The organism is Actinomyces bovis (assembly GCF_900444995.1).
GTDB lineage: Bacteria > Actinomycetota > Actinomycetes > Actinomycetales > Actinomycetaceae > Actinomyces > Actinomyces bovis.
This window is the reverse complement of sequence record NZ_UAPQ01000001.1, coordinates 491031-515259: the sequence shown is the minus strand read 5'-3', so window position 1 is coordinate 515259 and position 24229 is coordinate 491031. Positions and strand designations below refer to the sequence as shown.

16 protein-coding genes and 2 pseudogenes are annotated in these 24229 nt (G+C 61.3%); 9 read left to right on the top strand and 9 right to left on the bottom strand.

The window, feature by feature from the left end; translation table 11 throughout:
- Positions 1–231 precede the first annotated feature (231 nt).
- The 8 genes and pseudogenes from DR039_RS11740 (at position 232) to DR039_RS02160 (ending at position 8720) form a co-directional block, all read left to right on the top strand.
- Entirely contained in the window at positions 232–1440 is a 1209-nt protein-coding gene (locus DR039_RS11740; RefSeq protein ID WP_111835744.1) for a TOMM precursor leader peptide-binding protein, read from the top strand.
- On the top strand, positions 1437–2816 hold the full coding sequence (locus DR039_RS02190; RefSeq protein ID WP_111835743.1) for a YcaO-like family protein: 1380 nt from the start codon (positions 1437–1439) through the stop codon (positions 2814–2816). Before DR039_RS11740 ends, DR039_RS02190 begins: the two co-directional genes overlap by 4 nt.
- Before the next feature lie 123 nt (positions 2817–2939).
- Positions 2940–3683, top strand: a complete 744-nt coding sequence (locus DR039_RS11735; RefSeq protein WP_407641266.1) for a SagB/ThcOx family dehydrogenase — start codon at positions 2940–2942, stop codon at positions 3681–3683.
- Complete coding sequence (locus DR039_RS02180) at positions 3680–4606, top strand: ABC transporter ATP-binding protein (RefSeq protein WP_170166903.1); 927 nt, start codon at positions 3680–3682, stop codon at positions 4604–4606. The genes DR039_RS11735 and DR039_RS02180 overlap by 4 nt, the downstream gene beginning before the upstream one ends.
- A complete protein-coding gene (locus tag DR039_RS02175) occupies positions 4603–5397 on the top strand; it encodes an ABC transporter permease (RefSeq protein WP_111835740.1) in 795 nt (264 codons plus the stop codon). The genes DR039_RS02180 and DR039_RS02175 overlap by 4 nt, the downstream gene beginning before the upstream one ends.
- Positions 5387–6082 carry a CPBP family intramembrane glutamic endopeptidase gene (locus tag DR039_RS11630; protein ID WP_111835739.1) on the top strand — a complete coding sequence of 232 codons (696 nt, stop codon included), beginning with the start codon at positions 5387–5389 and terminating at the stop codon, positions 6080–6082. The genes DR039_RS02175 and DR039_RS11630 overlap by 11 nt, the downstream gene beginning before the upstream one ends.
- On the top strand, positions 6082–6825 hold the full coding sequence (locus DR039_RS02165) for a class I SAM-dependent DNA methyltransferase (protein WP_111835738.1): 744 nt from the start codon (positions 6082–6084) through the stop codon (positions 6823–6825). The genes DR039_RS11630 and DR039_RS02165 overlap by 1 nt, the downstream gene beginning before the upstream one ends.
- A gap of 581 nt (positions 6826–7406) precedes the next feature.
- A pseudogene (locus DR039_RS02160) lies at positions 7407–8720 on the top strand (ISL3 family transposase).
- On the opposite strand, the gene DR039_RS02155 reads toward DR039_RS02160, so the two are convergent.
- From DR039_RS02155 to glgX, 9 genes and pseudogenes are all read right to left on the bottom strand, one after another.
- Complete coding sequence (locus DR039_RS02155; RefSeq protein ID WP_111835737.1) at positions 8717–9229, bottom strand: DUF6571 family protein; 513 nt, start codon at positions 9227–9229, stop codon at positions 8717–8719. The pseudogene DR039_RS02160 and the gene DR039_RS02155 sit on opposite strands and share 4 nt — an antisense overlap.
- A 13-nt stretch (positions 9230–9242) precedes the next feature.
- Complete coding sequence (locus DR039_RS11035; RefSeq protein ID WP_126622284.1) at positions 9243–9593, bottom strand: hypothetical protein; 351 nt, start codon at positions 9591–9593, stop codon at positions 9243–9245.
- Positions 9594–9856: 263 nt separating this feature from the next.
- Positions 9857–11818 (bottom strand): DUF6571 family protein, encoded by a 1962-nt coding sequence (locus DR039_RS02145; RefSeq protein ID WP_111835735.1) that lies wholly within the window; start codon positions 11816–11818, stop codon positions 9857–9859.
- A gap of 7 nt (positions 11819–11825) precedes the next feature.
- Positions 11826–12041, bottom strand: coding sequence for a hypothetical protein (locus DR039_RS02140; RefSeq protein WP_111835734.1), 216 nt, complete (start codon positions 12039–12041; stop codon positions 11826–11828).
- Between the two features lie 999 nt (positions 12042–13040).
- Entirely contained in the window at positions 13041–15254 is a 2214-nt protein-coding gene (gene glgB / locus DR039_RS02130; RefSeq protein ID WP_111835732.1) for a 1,4-alpha-glucan branching protein GlgB, read from the bottom strand.
- Positions 15255–15349: 95 nt separating this feature from the next.
- Positions 15350–16879 (bottom strand): phosphotransferase, encoded by a 1530-nt coding sequence (locus tag DR039_RS02125; RefSeq protein ID WP_229116738.1) that lies wholly within the window; start codon positions 16877–16879, stop codon positions 15350–15352.
- Positions 16876–18956 (bottom strand): annotated as a pseudogene (locus DR039_RS02120) (alpha-1,4-glucan--maltose-1-phosphate maltosyltransferase). The gene DR039_RS02125 and the pseudogene DR039_RS02120 overlap by 4 nt, the downstream one beginning before the upstream one ends.
- Before the next feature lie 788 nt (positions 18957–19744).
- Entirely contained in the window at positions 19745–20878 is a 1134-nt protein-coding gene (gene trpS / locus DR039_RS02110) for a tryptophan--tRNA ligase (RefSeq protein WP_111835730.1), read from the bottom strand.
- Between the two features lie 133 nt (positions 20879–21011).
- On the bottom strand, positions 21012–23324 hold the full coding sequence (gene glgX / locus DR039_RS02105; RefSeq protein WP_111835729.1) for a glycogen debranching protein GlgX: 2313 nt from the start codon (positions 23322–23324) through the stop codon (positions 21012–21014).
- Between the two features lie 103 nt (positions 23325–23427).
- Here glgX and DR039_RS02100 point away from each other — a divergent pair, with 103 nt between their 5' ends.
- Positions 23428–24186, top strand: a complete 759-nt coding sequence (locus DR039_RS02100) for an electron transfer flavoprotein subunit beta/FixA family protein (RefSeq protein ID WP_111835728.1) — start codon at positions 23428–23430, stop codon at positions 24184–24186.
- The last annotated feature ends 43 nt before the right edge of the window (positions 24187–24229 follow it).

Here is a 24229-nt window from a genome sequence, read left to right as displayed (position 1 = left end):
GAATTGACCTGGGATCTGATGGATCTCAGTTCTTATCAGGCTGGCACCTCGAAGATCTTCGCTGCTAATGCAGCGGCGAAATGTTGCTGCAGCTCGAAGTTCTGTTGCTGCACCTCTAAGCTTTGTTGTTGCTGCTGTTGGTGATTGCTGACAGAGTCGTCTCTGCACTGTCTGTGGTTTCCGCACCGATTTTACCCTTCTCGTCGCTCACTTATTGTAAGACTTACGGAGATGCCTATGCCTGATATCACTGTCCCGATAGCTGTAGCCCCTATCCCAGAGTTCCCGCAGATAGCCCCGTGGTATGAGTGTGCGATCGAACGAGACCGGCTTACTCTCCGATATAGTGATAGGGCTGTGGTGTTCCAAGGCCGAGCCGCCTCTGAGTTCTTGCCTACCTTGTTCGACGAACTCGATGGGAAGTGCACCGTGGACGAGATAAGTCAGGTCATTGGTCCCGCGGTGCGACCGGCTTTGGATAACGCTTTGAGTCAGCTTGCTAAGCATGGTCTGCTGGTTCAGGGGCCCGGGCCGGGCTTACCGGAGAATCCGTGGCGCGAACGTGCCGCCACTGCTCTATCTGAGGCCATTGCGAACTCTGTCAACCCCACTGATGTTGCTCAGTTATTGTCTCGTACTCATGCGACCGTTATCGGTGACGGAGCTGTGGCATCCGAGATCGCCCGCCTGTTCATCCGCTCAGGTGTGGCTACAGTTCGCGCTGTCGCGGAGGACGAAGCTGTTGCCGAGTTGGATCATATGGATCTTTCTACCGATTTGCAGCACTTAGTGGTAGTGGCTCCTGGGGGCGTCCACGCACAGGTTCTCGAAAATGTAAATCGGTGGTCCTTACGCTCTGAAATACCATGGACCCAGGTATTACCATATGACGGTACGTACGCCGTTATTGGCCCTACATTCCTCCCCACGGAAACTGGCTGCTATCACTGCTTCCGGCTTCGACGACGCTCTCAACTTGATTTTCTTTCGGAGCAGAGAACCGTCGACGCTGCGGCAGATGCTGGTCTCGTACATCCCATTTCGACATGGAGTGGGGCCGGGCAAGATGCTGCTGTTGCAGGTCTTGCAGTCCATCTCATACTATGGTCCATACTGCCTGTGGCGTTTACTGTTTCTCCACTTGCAGGCCGCTCTTACACACTGAGCTGGGGAGTCAGCGGAATGTCACTTACCGAGCATCGGCTGTTCCGCGTTCCCCGCTGTCGCGACTGCAGTCGGGTGCGTGATTTAGGCGTCCCGCAGCCGTGGTTCGAAGTTGACACCGTGTCGGAGACCAGTTCTTTCCTGCCTCGACACTTGGTCGATGCGGACCAGAAATGTACTTGCGACAGTGCCTGTGATTCGGCCGACCATGCCCGTAAGGGATCTTTTATTCCTGTCTCGAGCCTGGACGTGAAGCACTCCGAGGGTGGAGCATGACCGTGATCGCTAAGCAGGACGTGATGGCGCGACGCCAGGCGATGTTCAGAGGTCCCTGGGTAGATCGTGAGCCGTCCTGCCGGGTACTCGAAGAACTCGCCTCCCCATTCCTTGGGATCGCTACGGATATTGTTGAACTCACATATGACGCTGACGATGTACGCAGCTTCTACGTAGGGGCAGGTGCTTCTGACACGAATGAAACGCTCGGCCATCCGGCCAACAGTGCCAACGGAGGGGGCTCGTTCGACCGCCTTCAGGCTCGTGCATCCGCTATCGGTGAGACGGTGGAGCGCTGCAGTGCCGCCTACCTGCCTACCGAACGCCTTGTCGAGGCCACGTTTGAGCAACTAACCATGCCTGCCGTTGATCCAACCGACATGGCGTTGTTTTCGGCCGAGCAATATGTCGATTCAGCATTTCAGTTTACGCCGTTCGCTCGCAACACCCGGACCCGATGGGTCGACGGGGTTGATTTGATAAGGGCTACCCCGGCGTTGGTCCCAGCCCAGGTTGTTTTCCTCAACAGTCGGCGTAGTCACGGTGAGCCTGCCTTGACCTATTCGACATCAAATGGACTGGCATGTGGGCCGAATCGGCGTGAGGCGATCGTGAGCAGTCTTCTGGAACTCGTCGAGCGTGATGCTCTCATGGTCACGTGGCATGCAGGTCTGTCTATGCCCCTGATCGACATCTCTGCTGATCCTGAACTTGACCGCCTGTGTCGTCGTCACTTCACTCCGACTGGTATCAGCTATGCCGCCGTTGACCTCACAGAGCATCTTGGTGTCCCAACCGCCCTCGGAATCGTTCGCAATCTGTACTCTGACTGGGGAGCTTTAGCACTGGGCGCTGCGGCGCGACCCACATTGGCCGAGGCCGCCATCGAAGCGCTCTTAGAGGCATTCCAGACCCGCACCTGGTGCAAAGCTCAGCAGCGTACCTCGGAGAGGATCACTGACGATGTGCCGTATGGAACCGCGATCAATGGGTTTGATGATCACGTCCGATACTACGGGGAGCGAGATCGCGCCGCTTTGGCTTCCTTCCTTTGGGCTTCTGAAGACTGGGTAGACCCGCGTACCGCGCCGGTGCTGCCTGCCTCAACGCCCGCCGAACTAATCGAGGCAGTGTTAGGCCGACTTGAAGCTCAAGGTGTCGACGTTTACGCAGTCGATGTCACCTCGCCTGATATTGTCGAAGCTGGGCTTTCAGTCGTAAAGACCTACTCACCTCAACTTCAGCCACTCGATGCGGGTTGGAACCGACGATTCCTCGGCGGACGCCGCATCTACGAGAGGCCCCTCGAGCTGGGCTACACCGATCGAGTTTTGGGTCCGGACGACCTGACCCCTTTCCCCCATCCGTTCCCCTGAGGAAGTTCGATTGTGCATACTCCTAACATTACAGATGTGATCTTTGGCGCCTCCGAATTGCCGCTACTAGACCCAGCAGAGGACTTTATTGAGGCGAGTAAACTACATCGACACCTCGGTCCAATGGAGGTCCCGGGTATCTATATGCTCGAGTCATCCCCCTGGCTCGTGGAAGGGACGTCCCGCGCGGGAAAGCAGTTCAGACATCTGCCGAGCTTCCAATTGCCTGACCCAGGCGCATATCGAGACAGCATTACGCTCGGAGATGCTCTTGCTTCCCGTCGCACTCCCATCGGCGAGTTTGCTTCGGGCACGCCCGCGACCGATGTCGAACTTTCGTGGTGGTGTTGGGCTGCCGACGGTTACGTTAGACACGTCAGCGCCTTCCACACCGGTCACACCGCTCCATCGGGGGGTGCGCTGCGCCCCCGGGACCTTTACGTCAGTCTCCGGGATGGCATCGGGCCAAGCGCTGGCCTCTATTATTACGAGCCACAGTCGCATACGCTTTTTCAGGTAGGCACTGCTACCCCGACAGAGCTTGGTTCTGCAACGCCAGAGGAGAAACTGTTCAAGAACGTTGATGCTGTCTTCATTATCTCCGCATTCCCCCTGCGCTCTCGGTTTAAGTATGGGATCCGTGCTACACGATTCGCTCTGATGGAGGCAGGTCACGTCGCTCAAAATCTTCTACTTGGTGTCCTGGCTACTGGCCATGTTGCTCTGCCGATGGGTGGATTTTTTGACGATGAGCTCGCTGACCTCTTGGGGTTGGACGGTGTGCATGAGTTTCCCGTCTATGCGCTTTTAGTAGGGCGCCCAGAAGACGTTGTCGCACTGCACGATGCAAAGGGCGAGGTATCTTGAATCAGAAGAAAGAATTAGTTGCGCCCGATGTTGATGCACAAATAGCTATTGAGGCACTCGACTTACACAAGGCCTATGGCCTCACTCGTGCACTAGACGGCTTGAGCCTCAACATCAATAGTGGAACCATCACTGCTTTACTCGGACCTAACGGGGCTGGTAAAACGACGTTCATGGAGACAATCTGCGGCATGCGAGCGCCGGACTCCGGCAGTATCCGTGTATTCGGTCTCGATCCAGTACGGCATCACCGCGATCTTGCTCTCATCCTTGGTGTTCAGGTTCAGGAATTCAGTCTGCAGGCCACGGTGAAGGTGAGGGAGTCGCTTACCTTCTTCGCGTCTCTATACCCGAATCCGATCCTCGTGGATGAAGCTCTGCATCGGTTCGGGCTCGCGGAAAAGGCAGATGTTCGATTTCCTCGTCTCTCGGGCGGACAGAAGCGTCGGCTCAGCATTGCGCGTGCTCTGATCGGGAACCCGTCCGTGGTGGTTTTGGATGAGCCGACCGCCGGTCTAGATCCGCAGGGCCAGGAGTTTTTACGCGATGAAATCCGGCGATTGCGAGATGAAGGGCGCACGGTGGTCTTATCCACACACGATGTAGATGAGGCAGAGGAACTGGCTGATGAGATTGTCATCATCGACCGCGGCACGGTCATTGCTCAGGGTACCGCTCAGTCCATCCGCTCACGGTCCGGTTACGGGCACCGGCTGTTGATTCGGACTACCTCTCCTCAGCAATTGGCCGACTACCTCGCACCGTCTCCCAGCCTGCCTCGGGTGGATTCCGTTGTGGTTTTTACCGACACTCCGGAGGAACTTCGCCGCCAGCTGGAGGGCCGCGCGAAAGTTATTGATGAGAGGCCAGCATCACTAGAGGATATATTCCTAATTCTCACCGGGAGAGGGCTACGAGAATGACTTCTCAGCAGACTAAATTGATTCGTATTACGCCGGAAAATTCAGAGCGTCGGCCATCCTCATTGCGGCTAGCTCTCGCTGTCGCGCGCCTTGAAATGACTAGCTATACTCGGTCTCCTGTAGGTTTTTTGTTTGCACTCCTAGCTCCGAGCGTGATCTTCCTGATTGCTGTCACATTCTGGTATCCAGAGGAATTTCGAGCAGCAGCCGTACCGGATGTCGCCGCGTTGTCCGTCCTCTCAACTGGCTTATTCTCTATTGGAGTGGCGATCACAGAGCAGCGTAAAGAAGGCACTCTCAAGACCTACTTAGCCTCACCATTGTCTAAGACAACCTATCTTGCCGGGCAGATCATCGACAGGGTTTTAGTGCTCTTCATCGGCAATTTTGTCATGATGTTGGTTGCAGGCTTAAGTTATAACTTATGGCCATCAGGCTCTCCTGTGCTCATAGCATCGGCGTTTCTCCTCGTAATTGCCACTATGCTAGCTCTAGGATTTACGCTCAGTAGCCGCATGCGGAGCGTAGAGACCGCCGGACTATCCTCCACCGTCCTGTTCGGCGTCGGCATGATCGCTGCCGGTTTCTTTCCTCTGGAAGGCAAGGTGCCGGGTTGGGTCCTCACCAGCATGGAGTATTTGCCCTTCTGGCCGATGGTTGGTGTGCTACGGTCTAGTTGGTTCAACAAACTCGATGGACTCGAGACATATTTTTTAGTTCTCATTGTTTGGTTTTTGATCTTGTTTTTGGCGTCGATCTTATTCTTCCGGTGGACCCCGGATGACCAGTGACTTGACCCACTTCGTCTCCGGGGCTGGACTAGCTGTAGCTGCACTATGGTGGGTCTTATGGTCGCTTGTGGCTATGCACTTGAACCGCACTACAGTGTCGTCTCACAAATTATGGGCTTTTTCCTATGAGCTTTGTCTTATAGTAGCTTCGGCTGTTGTGATTCTTATATGGTTACTGATCGGTCTGCCGGGCAATAGCTTGTTTCTAGGGTGCCTTTCCTGGCAATATGCGGTAGGTCTCGGGCTTACACTCGGAGTCCTCTGGTGGATTATTCTCGCCAGACGAGATCAACGGGCTAGCTTAATTGCACATTGTAGGGCTCCTTCCCTATGTGATGCGGCAGTGTCTAGCCTCTATGCACTAGACGCAATGGGTGAGGAAATCGTATTCCGAGGCTTACTTCTGGGCGGACTCACGGGCCTTGGCCTGGGGCCCGGGTGGGCTGTGGCGATCTCTGCCCTCGCCTTTGGAGTGATGCATGTCTTCGTTCTTGGACCCGCAGGTGTGCCTGGCCATATTGTGTTTGGGTTGTTCCTGGGAACGGCGTTTTTGCTCGGCGGTCTACTGGCGTCGATTATTGCCCATGTTGTTTACAACATACTGGTCATCGCATCGCGCGATAATGTGCATATTGCTCAAGACTATCTTTTGAATGACAAACCTACTCTAGGAAAGGATCATTAGTGAAAAACTATGACGCCACAACTTTCGGTAGCTTCGTTGCTGACATCTACGAACAGTTCTATGCCGATCAGACCGAACCGACGGCGAACAAAGTCGACCTGCTTGCCGAGCTAGCCAGAGGTGGTTCAGCACTTGACGTCGGTTGTGGTACCGGCCGAATGGCGCTAGCATTAGCAGAACGAGGCATATCCGTTATCGGTGTGGACTCCTCTCCAGACATGCTTGATGTCCTTCGCGCGCATGATCACCGCGATCTTGTGTCAGCCCGGCTGTGTGACGTCACAAGAGAACCGATCGAAGGTCGATACCGCCTGGCATACCTATTGTTCGAGGTGCTCCTCATGGTGGGTGATTGTGACGCCCAACGGTCGACTCTCGACAACATCGTTGGTGTCTTGGAGCCAGGGGCACACGTGCTCATCGAGATGTCCGTCTTCAATATAGGAGAATGGGCAAAGTTCGTGGACGGTGCTGTGCGGGTCTCTGACATGCAACCCGGACGGGTTGTCATCGGCACCTCTCGCTATGACCATTCCACCAATCGACTTGACTATCAGGACGTACTCATCAGCTCCGACGGGATACGGCTCATTCCGCTAACTATGTACCCGCTCTCTCCCGCTGAGCTCGATACTATGGCTCGAGGTGCAGGTCTTGAGATGGTTGCTACTTGGTCCGACTGGGATCGACGTCCCTATTTCTCCGGCTCCCCGACAATGATCAGTGTTTACCGCTTACCCTAATAATCGTACCTGTAGCTGAGCAGACCGAACAGATGAAGTGCGTTGACTGTTTTGACTCTGGGAGGCCATCTTTGTATTAAGAAGATCAAGACTTTCGAGCTACCACTGACAGAAACATGGGCAAGTGGACGTAGGTACTGAGATACCAGGCCATTTCAATCTCATTGCAGACACGACCATCTCAAGAAATTCGTGGGCTAACCAGCTGTACTATAACATTTTTCAGGACTCATACGTGATCCAGCGGACACATCAGCCTTCTGTATGTATGAACAGAGATATGCCGCCTCGCTCTCACAAGGCCTGACACACCGATTCGATTACTTGGCTCTGTTGGCATGCCTCATTAAGTGGCTGTTAGAGAAACGGTGTATGTGGCTCTATCGGCTGTGAGCGCAGGAGGAGTCATGATGATCGGAGATAAATAACAGCCGCAGTTCATCGGCCAAAGTGGCTCTTCGTGTTTTGGGGTGCGTAGCTGACCGCGGAGCCCGGTTCGGGGTGGGACAACATGTTGGGGGTCCTGGCCGGTACAAGATGGGAGTTACTACGCTTGCATCTGACCGAACCAGGACCCTACTGTGCAGCCTAGTGGCAACCTCGTCGCAGACACCATCTGCCGCACGGCGGAAATCGGTTTGACGATCACCGGAGCCGCCGACGCCGCAACCTTCACCATCATCGACGCCGCCCCGGTCGCTGTCGAGGGGCACTGCCCCGACTGCACCCAAGGCGGGAAACTGCGTGATCACACTGTCTGCCGACTGGTTGACCTGCCGGTCGTGGGGTTTTTCACCCGCCTGCACCTTCGTGTCCCCCGATTCACCTGCACCAATCAACAATGTCCCAGGAAAATCTTCCAAGCCTCCCTCAACTGCGCCAATGACGGGGCCAAGCTCACCCACCGGGTGACCGGCTGGATCCTCCAGCGACTGGCCATCGACCGGATGAGCGTGGCCGCCACCGCCAAGGCCCTCTAGGTGGGTTGGGAACTGGTCAATCAGGTCGCTGTGGACGCCTGCCGACAGCTCGTCTACGACAACCCCTCCCATCTGGACGGGGTGCGCATCCTCGGGGTGGATGAGCACGTGTGGAAGCACACCCGAAAGCCAGGCCAGCCGTCCAACCTGGTGACGATCCTGGTCGACCTCACCCCGCTGGCCGATGGCCGTGGGCCGGCCCGAGTACTGGATATCCGCCCAGGCCGCAGCGCGGACGTGCTGCGCACGTGGCTGCAGGAACGCGACCCTGGTTTTTGCAGCCAGGTGCAGGTGGTGACCATGGACGGCTTCACCGGCTAGGCCACCGCCGTCGACCAGGTACTGCCCCAGGCGAGGAAGGTGATGGATCCGTTCCACGTCGTGCATCTGGCAGCGGACAAGCTCACTGGCTGCCGCCAGAGGCTCCAACGTGAGACCACGGGGCGTCGTGGACGCAAGGATGATCTGCTGTACAAGCACCGGCGGACCTTGCTGACCAGGAGGAACTACCTCACCGAGCGGCAGAACAGGCGGTTGGACCTGTTGTGGGCCACCGATGACGAATACGTGGCACTCGAGGTCACGTGGATGTTCTACCAGGACATGATCCAGGCCTACGGGCACCCGAAGAAATCGGAGGGCAAGAAGTTGATGGAACGGATCATCAACACCCTGCGTATGGGCGTGCCGAAAGGGTTGGAGGAGCTGGCCCAGCTGGGTCGGACGTTGTGGCGTCGGCGCGAGGATGTGCTGGCTTACTTCGACATCGGGGCGTCCAACGGGCCGGTCGAGGCCATCAATGGCCGGCTAGAGCATCTACGGGAAACCGCCCTGGGGTTGCGCAACCTCGACCACTACATCTTGCGGTGCCTGATTCACTCCGGGCAGCTGCACACCCGGATCAACGCACTCTAAATCGTGAAGAGCCCCTTTATCCTGCTGACGGTGGCGCCACCTGCAGCAGTTAATGCATCGCACTTTTTAGAGGTGTATGCTGCGGTCCCAGCGCCAACACCATGAGCAGCCTCCTTTGAGTGGGAAGCGCCTTCAAGAAGCTTGGCCAGAGAATTCCTCACTTCGGTCTCGTCTACCCCATTTCCATACAGGTTCACCAAATGATGAGGGTCATCGTCGCTCTTGATCCCGGTCCTATTTGCCACGTGAATGACTTCTGGTGCGCAGTTGCCCAGGAGGGTGCCGGTGTTGCGTGCGGCTTCCGGGGTCTTGGGGAAGTCCTGGGCTGCGATGATGTTGAGTCCGTTGGCTGTGGCCCAGGAGGCGCGCTCGTCCTTGTCGTTGCCGGGCGCTGGAGTGGCGCGTTCGGAGGAGGCGGCAGCAAACACGGCTGTTAGTCCGGTCATGGCGTTTCGCCCCCAGCTGCGGGTGCGCAGCATCTCCATGCGCTCCAGCAGGGCTGGGATCATCTGTTGGTGGCGGTCACTGCGGGGTTGGGGTGGGCTGCACGGTTGGGAAGGTGCTGGGATAGATGCTGGCCGCGTACCTGAGCAGAGCGACCACGACCGTTTTGCCCTCCTGCTCGGTGACCGCAGGGGTTGAGCTTTGCAGCAATTCAACTTGAAGGGTTCTGCCGTCAGGTGCGAACCACGCAGCGTCCGCCTCCAAGGGATGGTAGACGCTTAGTGGCAGGAAGTAGGCGTGACCGTCCAGTCCCAGGTCAAGCTGCTCAAAGCCTGGTCGCTGCGACCACTTCTCCCGGGTCTGCGCCTCAGACAACAGTCCAGTCCGCCCCTGGGGCAGGTACGGACTGGGATTGTATGAGATCCGCATAGACCCAATTCCCTCAAGGTCAAAGTAACAGACATGATACACATCGAAGTACTCCGGGGCTGTGGCCCCTGATCGACCGGTGGAGGTGATGCGATGGCCTGATACAGCCTCTAGACCAGCCTTTTGCAGACCCCAGCACAAGGCCTCAGGAACGGGATTGTCTGGGCGCTGCTCCCACCAAGTGCACCCGGGTGTCATAAGTACAATCACTGCTGCCACTAGTGTCGCCAGTAAGCGCGCCTCGGCTCGGCTGCCTGTGGAGGTCACCAGTCCTCACCTCCGTTACTCTTCATGAATTCCTCAGCAGTATCGTACGTGCTGCCGCAAGGACTTGAGCCGACTTTTCTCAGCGTGTTGGATATGTCTTTTGATACACCAGAGCTATTCATCCAGGAGTTGAAGTCCTGAAGTGTCTTGTCGTCGCTGATTGAGATCTTCCCTTTCGTGTCATCATAGAAGGACGCATCATTTGGGGGATCTACCATGCCAGCCGCGATCATATTATTCATGTAGGCGGCGCGTAACGACTCTGCTGGGCCTGAAGGGCCATTGTCGTAGAGTCCTGTGCGGCTAGTTGGTGGCCCGCTAAGAGTGAGTCCTGCGTTAATCAGTGTGAAGCCAACGCCGGCCACAGGAACGGCAGACAATGCTTGTGTGGCCGCAAGGGCGCCATTGTAGCGCTGTTGAGCCGCGGAATCATTCTTGTCGATGGCCTCCATCAGGGTCAGGACGTCTGCTGCGCGGTCGTAGTAGTAGCTAATTTCAGCAAGCTCATGACCTGGATTGCTGGTTGCGTGAGTGGAGCCCTTGGCTGCGGCATAGGCAGTCACCCCTTGGGTAACCATAGGTGCCGCGTTTGATGAGCTTGAGGAATTGTACAGCAGTTTAGCCAGTGAGTGCTTTATCTTTTCCTGGTCGCCCCCATTGGCGTCCAATGGCACCAAGTTGCTCGGGTCGTCTTTATCACATGGTGTCAGGTTCTCCTTGTGGACCACCTCCAGCACCTCCTGAGCGCAGTTGCCCAGGAGGGTGCCGGTGTTGCGTGCGGCTTCCGGGGTCTTGGGGAAGTCCTGGGCTGCGATGATGTTGAGTCCGTTGGCTGTGGCCCAGGAGGCGCGCTCGTCCTTGTCGTTGCCGGGCGCTGGAGTGGCGCGTTCGGAGGAGGCGGCAGCAAACACGGCTGTTAGTCCGGTCATGGCGTTTCGCCCCCAGCTGCGGGTGCGCAGCATCTCCATACGCTCCAGAGCCCTGTGGGAAGGGGTCCAATGGTCGTCGCGGTTCTCGGCGCCGTCCATCGCCAGTCCCTCGGGGTCTGGCGGGGCCAGGTAGTCGTTAGCCGCCTGGGGGTTGTACCCCATCGCGTGCAGCACCGCCGCCAAGGGGTCTTTGGTGTAACCCGCCAATAGACCCGGTCTGCGCCTGATTTGGTTGCCCTCACCGATATAAGGGTCAGATGGGGATTCTGAAACCGCGGGGATGTCCTCCACCTTGTCGGCCAGGCCCACCAGGAAGTCGGTGCCGAAGACGATGTGCTCACCGGTGGCGGGATCGGTCGCAGTGAGAATCGCGTCCATAACCGTCGTGCGCCCACCTGAAGAGCCGGCGCGAACCGCCTGATCGATATCACTGCTCAAAGAGTATGCAGCAGAGTCGGAAGCATCTTTCCAGACCCGGGAAAAACGCCACAACATCTTCTGCCGGGATGCCGCATCCAAACCACCGTCCGCCGGGGCCTCCAGCATGCTGTCCACCCCGTAGGCCTTGCAGAACGCCGTCGCGTACACCGGGTCACCCTCGTGGGTCGCCATATCCTGGTACACCTGATCGGCGGATCGTGAAGAACTCCCGTTCTTCAAATCCGCAGCATCCCGACGAGCCTTATTGACCTTATCGACCTGATTATACTTGGTGGCATTGTCTGCAGTGTCATTCTCCCCGTCCGGGATATAATACTGAATCCAACCCTCAGGTGTCTTAGTGGTGATCCCGCCCTCGTTAGCAGCCTTAGCCGCCGCCAGACGCCTCTTCAATTCATCAATACGTGAATCCAACACGCTAAGAGCATTGACCACTGTCACAGGCATGTACAACAAGGTCACCGACCAGCCCTGCCTGTCGCGACAAGACACCACAGACTTGCGCTCACGCTCAGCATTGTCCCTATAGTCATTGAGACCGTCAATCAACTTCTGAACCGCGTCCGGATCCAAAGCTACATACGCCACTGTCGGCTCATCCTCTTGACTTAGCGCGCGGGTCGGTGGGTTCTACCTTCTCAGGCTCCTTGTCGATCAGGCCGTCCAACCAAACACCCTCACTCTCAAAACCACCATCAACTGACTTAACCGCCGCCTGCAAACCCGTCGCCAGCTGGTCTGCCAGGGGTGAACGCCAAACCGACTCCTGTCCCCCAAGCCCACTGGTGAGCTTCGCCGCGTTGGTCTGCACCCCAGCATCCGCGGCTCCCGTGCCAAGGACAAGCTCAGCCTAAGAGACCTGACGGCGCACATCCTCCAGATCCTCACGCTTACGATTAGTCCACCGCACCGACCCGGCCTGGGACGACGAGCTCTGAGCCGGGTAGGGGTTATAGCCACCATAATCAGACAAGCAGGGACGAAAACCACGATAAGACCGCACAAAACCTCCAGGGACCGGGCACCAGCCAGCCCGCGACCCAAGGCAGCCGCAAGCCAGTTCAAACACTGGAACATTACACGAAAATGAGTCACTCCTGGGGTGGTTGGGCTGCTGGATGGTCCGGCCCGGGGCGGGCCGGACCAAGGGCTTCATCCAGCAGGGTATGAGGGGCGACAATATGCGGCACGGTGATCGTGGCAAAGCCGTTCGAGAATACCGCGACAGGTCCCCTCGAAGGACCACATGGCTAACGCGTACCACGGACTCAACCGCTCCGCGCGACCAGGATGGGCCACCCCGAACCCACTACGCCCCTTAAGGAACCGTCACGGCCAAGCGCCAGCCCAAGACCCCGCCCAAGGACCGGGGGGGGGGAGCTCTGCCGGACCCGTAGCGTGAAAGGGCTCAAAGAGGTGCTTGAGGACTTCGAGCTTGAAGCCGTTGATGGGCGTTGTGACAACCGCACCGCCTGGATGAAGGACTGCACGCCGATCGAGCTGACGGGAGAGCTCGAGCGCCGCGCGTTGGACGCACTGCTGATCAATGCCGGTCTCACCCTCCTGGAGAGGGTGCTGGAAACCGCACAGGTGCTCATAGGCTCCCGCCTCAGGCTCCGCCGCCACGGTACAGGCCGAACTGATCCGGGTGGCTGGGAACGTTTGCAGCCGGGGGCTTGGCACGCGTCTTCCTCGCCTCGCAGGTCCGAGCAAGCTCGACCCGACTCGGCTCAGTCGCGCGTGTGCAGCCGGGGGCTTGGCACGCGTCTTCCTCGCCTCGCAGGTCCGAGCAAGCTCGACCCGACTCGGCTCAGTCGCGCGTGGGACGCAGGAAAACCGCGCCCATCGGGGGCACCCGCAGCCGCACCGAGGCCGGGCGACCGTTCCACGGCAACTCCTCCGCTTCCACACGCCCCAGATTGCCCACACCAGAACCACCGTACTCGGGGGCATCGGTGTTAATGACCTCATCCCAAGCACCCGCGAAAGGCAGACCCACACGGTAGCCCTCATGCGGGGTGCCCGCAAAGTTCACGATCGCCACGATCAGGTCATTGCGCCCATCCGGACCAGTGCCCTTGCGCAGGTAGGACAGGACGTTATGGTCGCCGTCGCCGGCCTCGATCCACTCAAAACCACGGTGAGAGAAATCATCAGCCCACAAGGCGGGGGAAGAGGCGTAGAGCTGGTTCAGGTCCTTGACCAGGTGCAGCAGGCCCTGGTGACCCGGGTCGTCCAGAATCCACCAATCCAGGGAGTTGTCCGCATTCCATTCGGCACCCTGACCGAACTCCTGCCCCATGAACAACAGCTGCTTACCTGGGTGAGACCACTGGTAGGCGTACAGGGCACGCAATCCCGCCAACTCCTGCCAGGCATCACCGGGCATCTTGGACAGCAGGGAACCCTTGCCGTGCACGACCTCATCATGGCTCAACGGCAGGATGAACTGCTCCGAGAAGGCATAGACCAGTGAGAAGGTCAGCTCACCATGGTGGTAGCGCCGGTTGATGGGCTGCTCCGCCAAGTAGCGCAGGGTGTCATTCATCCAGCCCATATTCCACTTCAGGCCGAAGCCCAGGCCGCCGTACTCAGTGGGAGCGGTGACTCCCGGCCAGGCGGTGGACTCCTCCGCGATCATCACCGTGCCGGGATGCTTGCGGTAAGCCGTGGCAGTGGCCTCCTGCAGGAAGCTGATCGCCTCCAGGTTCTCGCGGCCACCGTACTGGTTGGGGCGCCACTGCCCGTCCTGGCGCGAGTAGTCCAGGTACAGCATGGAGGCGACGGCGTCCACGCGCAGCCCGTCCAGGTGGAACTCCTCCAACCAGTACAGGGCATTGGCCACCAGGAAGTTGCGCACCTCATTGCGTCCGAAGTTGAAGATGTAGGTGCCCCAGTCCGGATGCTCACCACGCTGCGGATCCGGGTCCTCATACAAAGCAGTGCCGTCAAAGCGGGCCAGGGCCCACTCGTCCTTGGGGAAGTGGGCCGGCACCCAATCCAGGATCACGCCGATGCCCGCCTGATGCAGCTGATCTACCAGGTAGCGGAAGTCATCTGGAGTGCCGAAGCGCGCCGTGGGAGCGTAGTAGCCAGTCACCTGGTAACCCCAGGAGCCGCCAAAGGGATGCTCAGCCACAGGCATGAACTCCACATGCGTGAAGCCCGCCTCCTTGACATACGGCACTAGCTCTTCAGCCAGCCCCCGGTAGCCCAGGCCCTGACGCCAAGAGCCAATGTGCACCTCGTAGATGCTCATGGGACCCGAGTGCGGGTCTTTCTCACTGCGGGCCTCCATCCACTCGGCGTCGCCCCACTGGTGGAAGCGGTCCGTGACCACGGAGGCAGTGGCCGGAGGCACCTCAGTGGCGCGGGCCAGCGGGTCGGCCTTCTGGTGCCAGGAGCCGTCCGCATTGCAGATCTCGAACTTGTAGCGGGCGCCAACACCCACACCCGGCAGGAACAGCTCCCACACCCCGGAGGCGCCCAGGGAGCGCATGGCGGAGGCCGTGCCATCCCAATAGTTAAAGTCACCGACCACGCGCACCGCACGGGCGTTAGGGGCCCATACGGCGAAGGCCGTGCCCTCAACCTCGCCCATAGGGCCTGAGAAGTGCTTGAGATGGGCACCTAAGGCCTCCCACAATTCCTCGTGGCGGCCCTCCGAGATGAGGTAAGTGTCCATCTCCCCAAGAGTGGGCAGGAAGCGGTAGGGGTCGTCCACCGTGGTGGTTTCTTCCCCGTAAGTCACCGCAATCCGATAGTCGGGGACCTGCGTGCCCGGCAGCACCGCCGCCCAGACGCCGTCCTGTTCGTGCACCGCCGGGAAGGTGCCGTCCTGGGTGACCACGGCGACGGCGTCGGCCAGATGACGCACGGTGCGGATGGTGATACTGCCGTCGCCCAGGTGCGCACCTAGCACCTCGTGCGGGTTGTGATAGCGCGCGTACGCGACGTCCGCAAGGACCCAGGGGTCAACGTGAACGGGTGCAGGGATCGGGTCTGGCGAGGTCGCTTCAGTCATGTGTCCAACTGTTCCATGATCGGGCCCCCACGGGGGCGGATTTGGGTGCTTACAGAGTTGCGGGTCAGGGCAGAGCAGAGGCCCGGAAGGGTGAATCAGGCAGTTGGTCCTGGCTCGGCTGGCAGCAGGCGCTCCAAACCAGCCACGGGGATACCCAACCAGGTGGGGCGGTTACGGGCTTCGTAAACCGCCTCATACAGAGCCTTATCCAGTTCCAAGGCAGTCAGGAGGAGCGGGCTGGCACCGGTGGGCACAGCAGCGACTGCCGCCTTCCCCCCGGCGTCCACCCCAGCGGAGGTGCTTGTCAGTCCCTCCATGAAGGCTTGGCGCACCACCGGCAGCCAGTCCGCATGGGAGGCCTGCCCCATGGCGGCCGCATAATCGAAGGAACGCAGCATGCCTGCCACATCACGCAGCGGTTGATCCCGCTCCAGGCGCTGTGTCAGTGGCCGCAGTGGCTCCCCCTCAAAGTCAAGCACGTACCAGCGCTCCGGCGTCTGCTGGGTGGGGTGGGCCAGCAACACTTGGCCCAGGTGGTAGTCACCGTGCACCCGCGTGGCCTCAGGCAGGCGGTTCAGCGCCGCTAACTGCGCATAGACGCCGTCTACCCGCGCGGCGATGCCCGGCAGCCGCTCAGCCAGCTCCGGCACCTCCTTAAGCGCCCAGCGGGCACGCTCCTGCAAGCGCTCAGCTAGCACCACGGGAGCCGGCCCGGCCTGGGTGCCCAAGGCTTGGGCCAAATGCTCGTGCATCTCCGCCGTAGTGACCCCCAGGTCCCGCGCCAGGGCGGTGGCGCGCTCGCGGGAGACCGAACCTGGCCCGGCGTCTTGGGCCGCTAAGGCGCAGAACAGCTCAAAGCCATCGTCTGCCACCGGCACAAAGGCGCAGGCCACCGCAGCATCGGCCTCTAAGCCGCCAGGAAGTGGCAGCGCCGACCAAGCCACTGGACGGCGTACGCGGTCCCAACCGGAGCGGGCCAGGGCTACCGGCACCTCCACATCAGGGTTGCGGCCTGCCTCCAGCACCCGGATCACCTTGACGATCAGGTCACCAGTGGCGGCGTCCTCCGGACCCCCGTCAGGCTCACCGGAGCGGGGGGCTGGCATAACTACCGAGGTGTTGGACTGCTCCCCAGTGGTGACGCGCAGGCGCTCCGCCCGCTGGGCGATGGCCTGGGCGCCCTGCGGCCCCAGCACCGTGTCCGCCTCCAGGGCAGCATGAGCCCAGGCGCGCCAGTAGGCCGGGTGATGGGCTCCCTCTACAAGGGCCACAGCCGGGGGCCGGCCGCTAGCTGCACCATCTGCAGCGCCGACGGCGTCGGCGGGCAGGAGGGTGCCCACATTGCCATCTGCTTCACCGGGCACCGCCAACTCCGTCAGAGCGGAGGCGGCGTCCAGCACAAGCGGCACGTGCAGGAACACCGCCGGGGCGGCTGGGTCATCACCGCGAGGCACGGCCAGCACCAGCTCGCGCACCCCGTCGGCCAAATCCACACAAGTAGCCACCTTGAGCTGGCCCGGCTCGGGTGCCGCCGCCCCCTTGATCGGGAACCAGCGGCGCGCGCGCAGCCACGGATCCAGAGCAGCCAGCAGGGCCTGGTCCTCTGGCCAGTCCGTCAGGGTCACAGTGCCTCCACACAGAACACGTGCGCCGCCTGCCCCGCAAAGGGATCTAGGCGCACAAAGCCGCAGGCGGACCACTCAAAGGAAGCGTCCGTAAGCTCATCGGTGACCCGCATGACTAGCTGGGAACCGTCCCGGCCTCCCAGCCCCAGCTGCTCTAGGTTCAGATACACCTGGCCTTCGTGAGCCGCCCAGGGGTCCAGGTTCACGATGGTCAGCACGACGTCGTCCTTGCCCGTGGGGCTGTGGGCGGCTTCTACTCGCTTGGAGTAGGCGATCAGTTGGTCATCGCTGGTGCCGTGGAACCAAACATCCCGCAGCTGCTGCAAGGCCGGGTGGGCTTTGCGGGCAGCGTTGAGGCGCGTCAGCAGTTCCTCAATTCCGTTGCCCTTGGCGGCCTCAAAATCGCGGGGCTTGAGTTCGTATTTCTCATTGTCGATCTGCTCCTCGTAGCCCGGGCGGGGCACGGACTCGGCCAGCTCGTAACCGGAGTAGATACCCCAGGTGGGGGAGAGGGTTGCGGCCAGCGCGGCCCGCAGCTTGAAGGCCGGCACCTTCCCATGCGTCATGAAGGGGGTCAGGATGTCGTGCGTGGTGGGCCAGAAGGCTGGACGCAGCACATGCGCCGTCTCCTGAGATAGCTCCACCGTGTAATCCGTGAGCTCCTGCTTGGTGTTGCGCCAAGCGAAGTAGGTGTAGGACTGCTGGAAGCCGATCTTGCCTAGGGTGCGCATCATGGCGGGCCGGGTGAAGGCTTCGGCCAAGAACAGCACCTCCGGGTGGTTGCGATGCACCTGTCCCAGCAGCCGCTGCCAGAAGGTCAGTGGCTTGGTGTGCGGGTTGTCCACCCGGAAGATCGTCACGCCCCGCTCGATCCAGGTCTCAATGACCTCATGCACAGCCTCGTAGATGCCCTCTGGGTCGTTATCGAAGTTCAGGGGGTAAATGTCCTGGTACTTCTTGGGCGGGTTTTCCGCGAAGGCGATGCTGCCATCAGCTAGGACCGTGAACCACTCGGGGTGCTCCTTGACCCACGGGTGGTCGGGGGAGCACTGCAGAGCTAGGTCTAGGGCAACTTCCATGCCGAGTTCACGGGAACGAGTCACCAGGGCCGCAAAGTCCTCCACGGTGCCGAGCTCTGGGTGGATCGCCTCATGCCCACCGGCAGCTGAGCCGATGCCATAAGGCGAGCCTGGGTCTTCCGGGCGGGCCGTAAGAGTGTTGTTCCGGCCCTTGCGGTTGGTGGTGCCGATCGGGGAGATAGGCGTCAGGTACAGCACGTCGAAGCCCATGGCCGCGATACGGTCCAGTTGCTCGGTGGCGCTGCGCAGCGTGCCCGTGTGCCAATGACCGTGCTCATCCACCCCAGAGCCCAGGGAACGGGGGAAGATCTCGTACCAAGAGCCGTACAGGGCTGTACGGCGATCCACCTGCAGTGGGTAGGCGCGCGAAGGCGAGACAAAATCACGCAGCGGTAAGCGCTCCAGGGCTGCGTGCACCTCTGAGCTGGTGGCGGCGCTCAGGCGCTCTGACTCAGAACGTGACTCGTCGCGCACCGCCACCACGGCAGCCTCCAGCAGAGCCACGTCAGCTGAGGGGCGGCCCGGCACTGCGGCGGCGCGCTGCAGCACCCGAGCGCCCTCCTCCAACATTAGGGCGACGTCGATTCCCGCCGGCACCTTGATTTGGGCTGCATGCTCCCAGGTGGCGTAGGGGTCGGACCAGCCCTCCACACGGAAGGACCAATCCCCTGGGGCATCTGCTGCCAAGCGGGCCTCGTAGCGATCCAGGCCGGGGCTCACCTCGTACATGCGGGCGCTGGGCCGGTGGTGCCGTCGGGGCGGATCAGCACGGCGGTGGCCCCAAAGCAGTCGTGGCCTTCACGGAAGACGGTGGCACGGATCGGGAAGACCTCTCCGGGCACCGCCTTGACGGGCCAGCGGCCGTCCTCAATCACCGGGAAGACCTCGGTGACGGGGATGCGTCCCACTGGGTGCTCGGGGTGGTATGCGCGCGGGCGCAGCGGCGGCGGCACGGTCTCCTCGGTGGGGCGCTGCGCGGGGGCCGAGTAGGTGGCCATCAGGGTGCTTGAGGCTGTGCTCCAAGGAGTGGAGGCAGAGATGGTCGGGGCAGCTGGGACCACCATGACCGTGGGGGTGGGTGGGACGGTGGCCGTGTCCGGCACCATCTGGGCCGGGGCTAGGCGCTCTGCCTCCTCTGGCGAGGTGATCGGCAGGGGAGAATCGGCTTGCGGCCTGGCTGGGGAGGCGGCAGAACTGCCGCTTTCCGGGTAGGGAGCTGCCGCGGGTGAGGCGGAGGGCGACGGCGTCGACCGTGACGGCGTGGCCGGGGGCACCACGGCTGGCGATGGCGCTGAGGGGGTGGAGGGTGCGCTAGCTGTCAAGTGTCGACTCGCCAGCGGCCAGGTGTTTAAAGGCATCTTGGGAGTGGCGACGGCGGCCGCCCCAGCCTCCACCGACTCTGCTGCCGGTGCAGCTCCCGCCGCACGGGCTTGCGCCGCCAGCTCGGCAGACGTGGGCGGCGGAGGCGGGGGCAGAGGGGCTGCCGACTCCGGCGCGAAGACGATCGCTGGCCTGTCTTGAACCGGCGACGTCGTCGCCTCCGGGGCAGAAGCTGTTACTGCGGCTGGGGGCTCTGACGGCAGGGGTGCTGGTGCCTGAGGCACCGGCGGCACCGCCCGCTTCGCAGAAGGCTTGTAGTCAGGAGAGGCGTGGCGCGGTCGCTTGAAAGGTGTCACAGGCTAAGACTACGGAAGAAAGCGGCGTGAGTCACATAAGCCGACTCTGGGCCTGGGCTGAATTGCTGCAGGCTGACACGGCCAGACCTACTAGCTCTTCGTCCAAGCGGTCAGTAGTCCATGTGCATGGCGGTGCGCACCGCATTCAGGGTTTCATTGGCCACCGCATTAGCCTTCTCATTGCCTGCCCGCAGAACCGCCAGCAGATGATCCTCACTGGCCATAAGCTCGCTACGGCGCGCCCGAATCGGGGCGAAGAACTCGTTCACCGCCTCCGTGGTCACTGCTTTGAGCTGCCCGGCGCCGCCGTCGCCAATCCGCTCCGCAATCTCCTGGGGACTGCCCGCCCCACACAAGGAAGCCAAGAGCAGCAGGTTGGAAACCTCCGGGCGGCCCGCCGGATCGTAGGTGATGACCCGGTCAGAGTCGGTCTTAGCTTTCTTAAGCGCCTTCGCGGTCTCATCTGCCGTCATCCGCAGCTCAATCGTATTGCCGCGCGACTTGCTCATCTTCTCCCCATCCAGGCCCAACAGCAGCGTGGCCTCACCCAGCAGGGCTTCCGGACGGCGGAACACCGCACGCTTTTTATCCGCCCGCCCGTAACGCTTGTCAAAACGCTGAGCGATCAGACGAGCCTGCTCCAAGTGCGGCAGCTGGTCCTTGCCCACCGGCACCAGGTTGGCCTGGCAGAACAAAATATCCGCCGCTTGGTGCACGGGGTAGGTCAGCAACAAGCCACTCATAGCGCGCCCATCCGTGGCCTCCAATTCCGCCTTAACCGTGGGATTGCGGTGCAACTCAGCCTCAGTTACCAAGGACAGGAAGGGCAGCATCAGCTGGTTCAGGGCTGGAATCGCCGAATGCGTGAAGATCGTGGAGCGCTCCGGATCCACGCCCACCGCCAGAGTATCCGCCACCAGAGACAAGACGCGCTCGCGGATCGGGCCTAGCGCGTCCCGGTCAGTAATCACCTGGTAGTCCGCCACCAGAATCCAGGTGTCCACCCCCCGGTTCTGGATGGCAGCCCAAGAGTTCATGGTGCCGAAGAAGTGCCCCAGGTGCATATTGCCGGTGGGGCGTACGCCTGTGAGCATGCGGTAGCGGCCCGGGTTGATGTCTAGGTCGGCCTCAATCTCCTTACTGCGTGCCACGGAGCGAGCTAGTGAAGCCTCGTTGGTGGCATTGGCCAAGGACTCCTCGGCGCTGTTGGGGGCAGAGGTGGCAGGAGAGAGGGGCTGTGTCATAGGGGCCATCCTAGGTCCCCGAGCCCCACTGGCCTGAATGCTGAGGAGCGGCGCCTCTCGGTGCAGTAGCTACAGTGAGGCTGCCGCCAGCGCCCCGAAATGCAGATTTGCAGGGGTCGTCAGCAACAAACCGCTAGGCAGGACTGTGCTCACCGGATAGGTAAATACGCACCGTTAGGGCATCCACTGCGGTCGTGTCCCCTGGTCGGTCATGGCGGCAACCCACAAAGGGCGGCAGCGGGGCGCTACCGGCATCGCGCACTACCGACGCCGTCGCCCGCGGACGGCGCACCCGATGCGCCAAAGCAAAGGCTGAGGAATGTGGGCGAGGCACCGGCCAATTCGAGTCCCACACCAGGTGATAGTCGGCCCCCCGGCCCTGTGGCAGCGTGAAATCCACCTGGTCTAGAGCGCCGTTAATCAGCACCAACAGGTCCTGGTCGCCCACCGGCGCCCCCGAGCGCAGCATCTGCACGCAACGGCAGTAGGGGTCATGCCACGACTCAAGTGACATTTCTGCGCCATCCGAGCGGTACCAGGACAGGTCCGGGATCGTGTCCCCAGGGGCAGGGCTGCCGGTGGCGTAGGTCGCGGGCCGCAGCACCGGATGATGCGCACGCAGACCAATCAGGAAGCGAGTGGTGGCAATCAGATCCCGCTGCCAGGCCTCCAGGCGCCAATCCACCCAGCTGAGCTCGGAATCCTGGCAATAGCAGTTGTTATTGCCCTGCTGGGTGCGGCCCAACTCGTCCCCGCCCAGCAGCATCGGGGTACCTGCGGAGACGAACATCGTGGCCAAGATATTGCGCGCTGAACGACGCCGGAGCACCTCCAGCGGGCCCACATCCAAGCCCTCCTGGGCTAGCCCCTCAAAGCCGTGATTCCAGGAGCGGTTGTCATCGGTGCCGTCGCGGTTGTCCTCGCCGTTGGCCAGATTGTGTTTATGGTCGTAAACCGTCAGGTCACGCAAAGTGAAACCGTCGTGGGCGGTCACAAAGTTCACGGAGGCCAGCGGGCCCCGTCCCCCAGACAAATCCCCGTGGCCAAACAAATCCGCAGATCCTGATAAGCGCGTGGCCAGGTCCCGCAGGTCTGCGCCGGGCCGCCCCTTGGAGATCTCAGCCGCGTCAGCTAGCCAAAAGGAGCGCACTGTGCCCCGATAGCGGTCATTCCAGTCCTGGAAGTGGGAAGGGAACTCTCCGGTGCGCCAGCCGCCGGGTCCCATATCCCAGGGCTCAGCGATCAGAATCTTGCCGGCAAGGATCGGGTCCGTCACCATGCCCACCAGCAGCGGGTGGTGGGATCGAAACTCCATGCCCTCCCGGCCCAGAGTGCTGGCCAGGTCAAAGCGGAAGCCATCCACGCCCATGTCCCCAGCCCAATAGCGCAGGGAGTCCAGGGCTAGCTGAACCGCTCGCGTGTTGCGGAAGTCCACGGTGTTACCGGTGCCAGTGACGTCGTAGTACTGGCCGTGGTGGAAAGGCGCGTGCAGGTAGTAGCCACGGTCATCCAGGCCACGTAGAGAAAGCGTGGGACCCTCAATACCGCCTTCACAGGTGTGGTTGTAGACCACATCCATAATGACCTCAAGGCCAGCCTCGTGCAGCATGGAGATCATGCCGCGCACCTCCGCCAGCACCGCCTGGGCGCCAGCGGCGCGCGCAGACGCCGTCGCGTAGGAAGGCTCCGGCGCGAACCAAGACAGCGTGGAATAACCCCAGTAGTTGCGCTTGCCTTGCAGCTGCAAGAAGGGCTCGGAGAAGGCCGCGTGGATCGGCAGCAACTCAATAGTGGTTACCCCCAGGGAACGCAGATGCGCCACCGTGGCGGGATGCGCCAGACCAGCGTAGGTGCCGCGCAACTCCTCCGGGACCCCCGGCAGGTTGAGGGTGAGGCCTTTGACATGGGCTTCGTAGACCACCCGTTGCTCGCGCGGGATCTGCGGGCCGGGCACCACCGGGAACTGCTCGCCGACCACAACGCCGAACACCATTGAGTCACGTGAGTCAAGGGGGGAAGGGGCGGCAGGCACAAAGGTGGTGGCTAGGTTCTCATCCACCTCATGGCTAAAAAGCGCGGGCTCAAGTTTGGCCTCGCCGTGAAGGGCGCGGGCGTAAGGGTCTAGCACCAGCTTCTGGGGATTGTGCAGCAGGCCTTCGCTGGGGTTCCAGGGGCCGTAGACGCGATAGCCATAGCACTGCCCTGCGCCTACCCCCTCTACATGTGCGCTCCACGTGCCTAGCCGCGGCCCCAACATGCCGACGCGCTTTTCAGAGACGACGGCGCCGCTGCCATCCACCTCCAGCAGGCACAGGTCCACGGCCGTTGCGCGGGGCGCCGCGACCACAAAGTCGGTGCCGCCCGGAACTGGCGTCGCTCCAAGGATGTGAGGGTGGTGCACATCCGTATAGGCAGGCTGTGCCGGTGCCATGGTGGGCTCAGACATGCCAGCAATTGTGATGAATCCGCGTCAGGAACGCCACTTCCGGCCCGCTGTCGTGACCGACCGCTCAACTTCGAGCCTTTTTGCCTGTGGCAGGCTTGGCCTCATGAAGATCGTCGTTGCAGTCAAGCACGTGCCCGATGTGCAGTCCGAACGCCGTCTTGAGGACGGAATCCTGGTGCGCGGTGAGGAGGATGTGCTCAACGAACTTGACGAGAACGCCGTCGAGGCCGCCGTATCTCTGGCTGAAGAACTGGATGGCGAGGTGGTGGCCCTGACCATGGGGCCACTGGATGCTGAAGATGGCCTGCGGCGCGCCTTGCAGATGGGCGCCGACTCCGGGGTGCTCGTGACTGATGACGCCCTGGCTGGCGCTGACGTGCCGACCACTGCCCGCGTGCTCGCCGCCGCCATTGAGCGCATCGGGGAAGTGGACCTGGTAATCACCGGTATGTCCGCTCTGGACTCCATGACTTCCCTGCTACCTGGCGCCCTCGCTGCCTCCCTGCGGCTGCCGGCCCTCACCCTGGCCAACCGCTTAGAGCTGGCCGACGGCGAGGTCACCATTACCCGCACCCTGGGCACGGTCACCGAAACTCTGGCCGCCCCGCTGCCAGCACTGGTTTCCGTCACCGACCAAGCCAACGAACCCCGCTACCCGAACTTCGCTGCCATGCGCGCCGCCAAGAAGAAGCCCGTGGAGCAGTGGGACCTGTCCGAGCTGGGCCTGAGTGGCCTGGCGCCACGGGTCGCCGTCGTCGATGCGCAAGCCCGCCCGCAGCGCGAGGCCGGCACCATCGTCACCGACGCCGGGCAGGCTGGTGCACAGCTCGCCGCCTGGCTCGTGGAAAACCAGCTGGTCTGAGCCACCCCGCTCCCAGCCACACCAACCCAACCCGGCAAGAAAG

Excerpts from the sequence above, each read along its gene's own strand:
- DR039_RS11740 (WP_111835744.1), top strand. The coding sequence starts at position 232 with ATGCCTATGCCTGATATCACTGTCCCGATAGCTGTAGCCCCTATCCCA.
- trpS (WP_111835730.1), bottom strand. The coding sequence starts at position 20,878 with ATGACACAGCCCCTCTCTCCTGCCACCTCTGCCCCCAACAGCGCCGAG.
- DR039_RS02190 (WP_111835743.1), top strand. The coding sequence starts at position 1,437 with ATGACCGTGATCGCTAAGCAGGACGTGATGGCGCGACGCCAGGCGATG.
- DR039_RS02175 (WP_111835740.1), top strand. The coding sequence starts at position 4,603 with ATGACTTCTCAGCAGACTAAATTGATTCGTATTACGCCGGAAAATTCA.
- glgB (WP_111835732.1), bottom strand. The coding sequence starts at position 15,254 with ATGACTGAAGCGACCTCGCCAGACCCGATCCCTGCACCCGTTCACGTT.
- DR039_RS11035 (WP_126622284.1), bottom strand. The coding sequence starts at position 9,593 with ATGCGGATCTCATACAATCCCAGTCCGTACCTGCCCCAGGGGCGGACT.
- DR039_RS11735 (WP_407641266.1), top strand. The coding sequence starts at position 2,940 with ATGGAGGTCCCGGGTATCTATATGCTCGAGTCATCCCCCTGGCTCGTG.
- DR039_RS02100 (WP_111835728.1), top strand. The coding sequence starts at position 23,428 with ATGAAGATCGTCGTTGCAGTCAAGCACGTGCCCGATGTGCAGTCCGAA.
- DR039_RS11630 (WP_111835739.1), top strand. The coding sequence starts at position 5,387 with ATGACCAGTGACTTGACCCACTTCGTCTCCGGGGCTGGACTAGCTGTA.
- glgX (WP_111835729.1), bottom strand. The coding sequence starts at position 23,324 with ATGTCTGAGCCCACCATGGCACCGGCACAGCCTGCCTATACGGATGTG.
- DR039_RS02155 (WP_111835737.1), bottom strand. The coding sequence starts at position 9,229 with ATGATCCCAGCCCTGCTGGAGCGCATGGAGATGCTGCGCACCCGCAGC.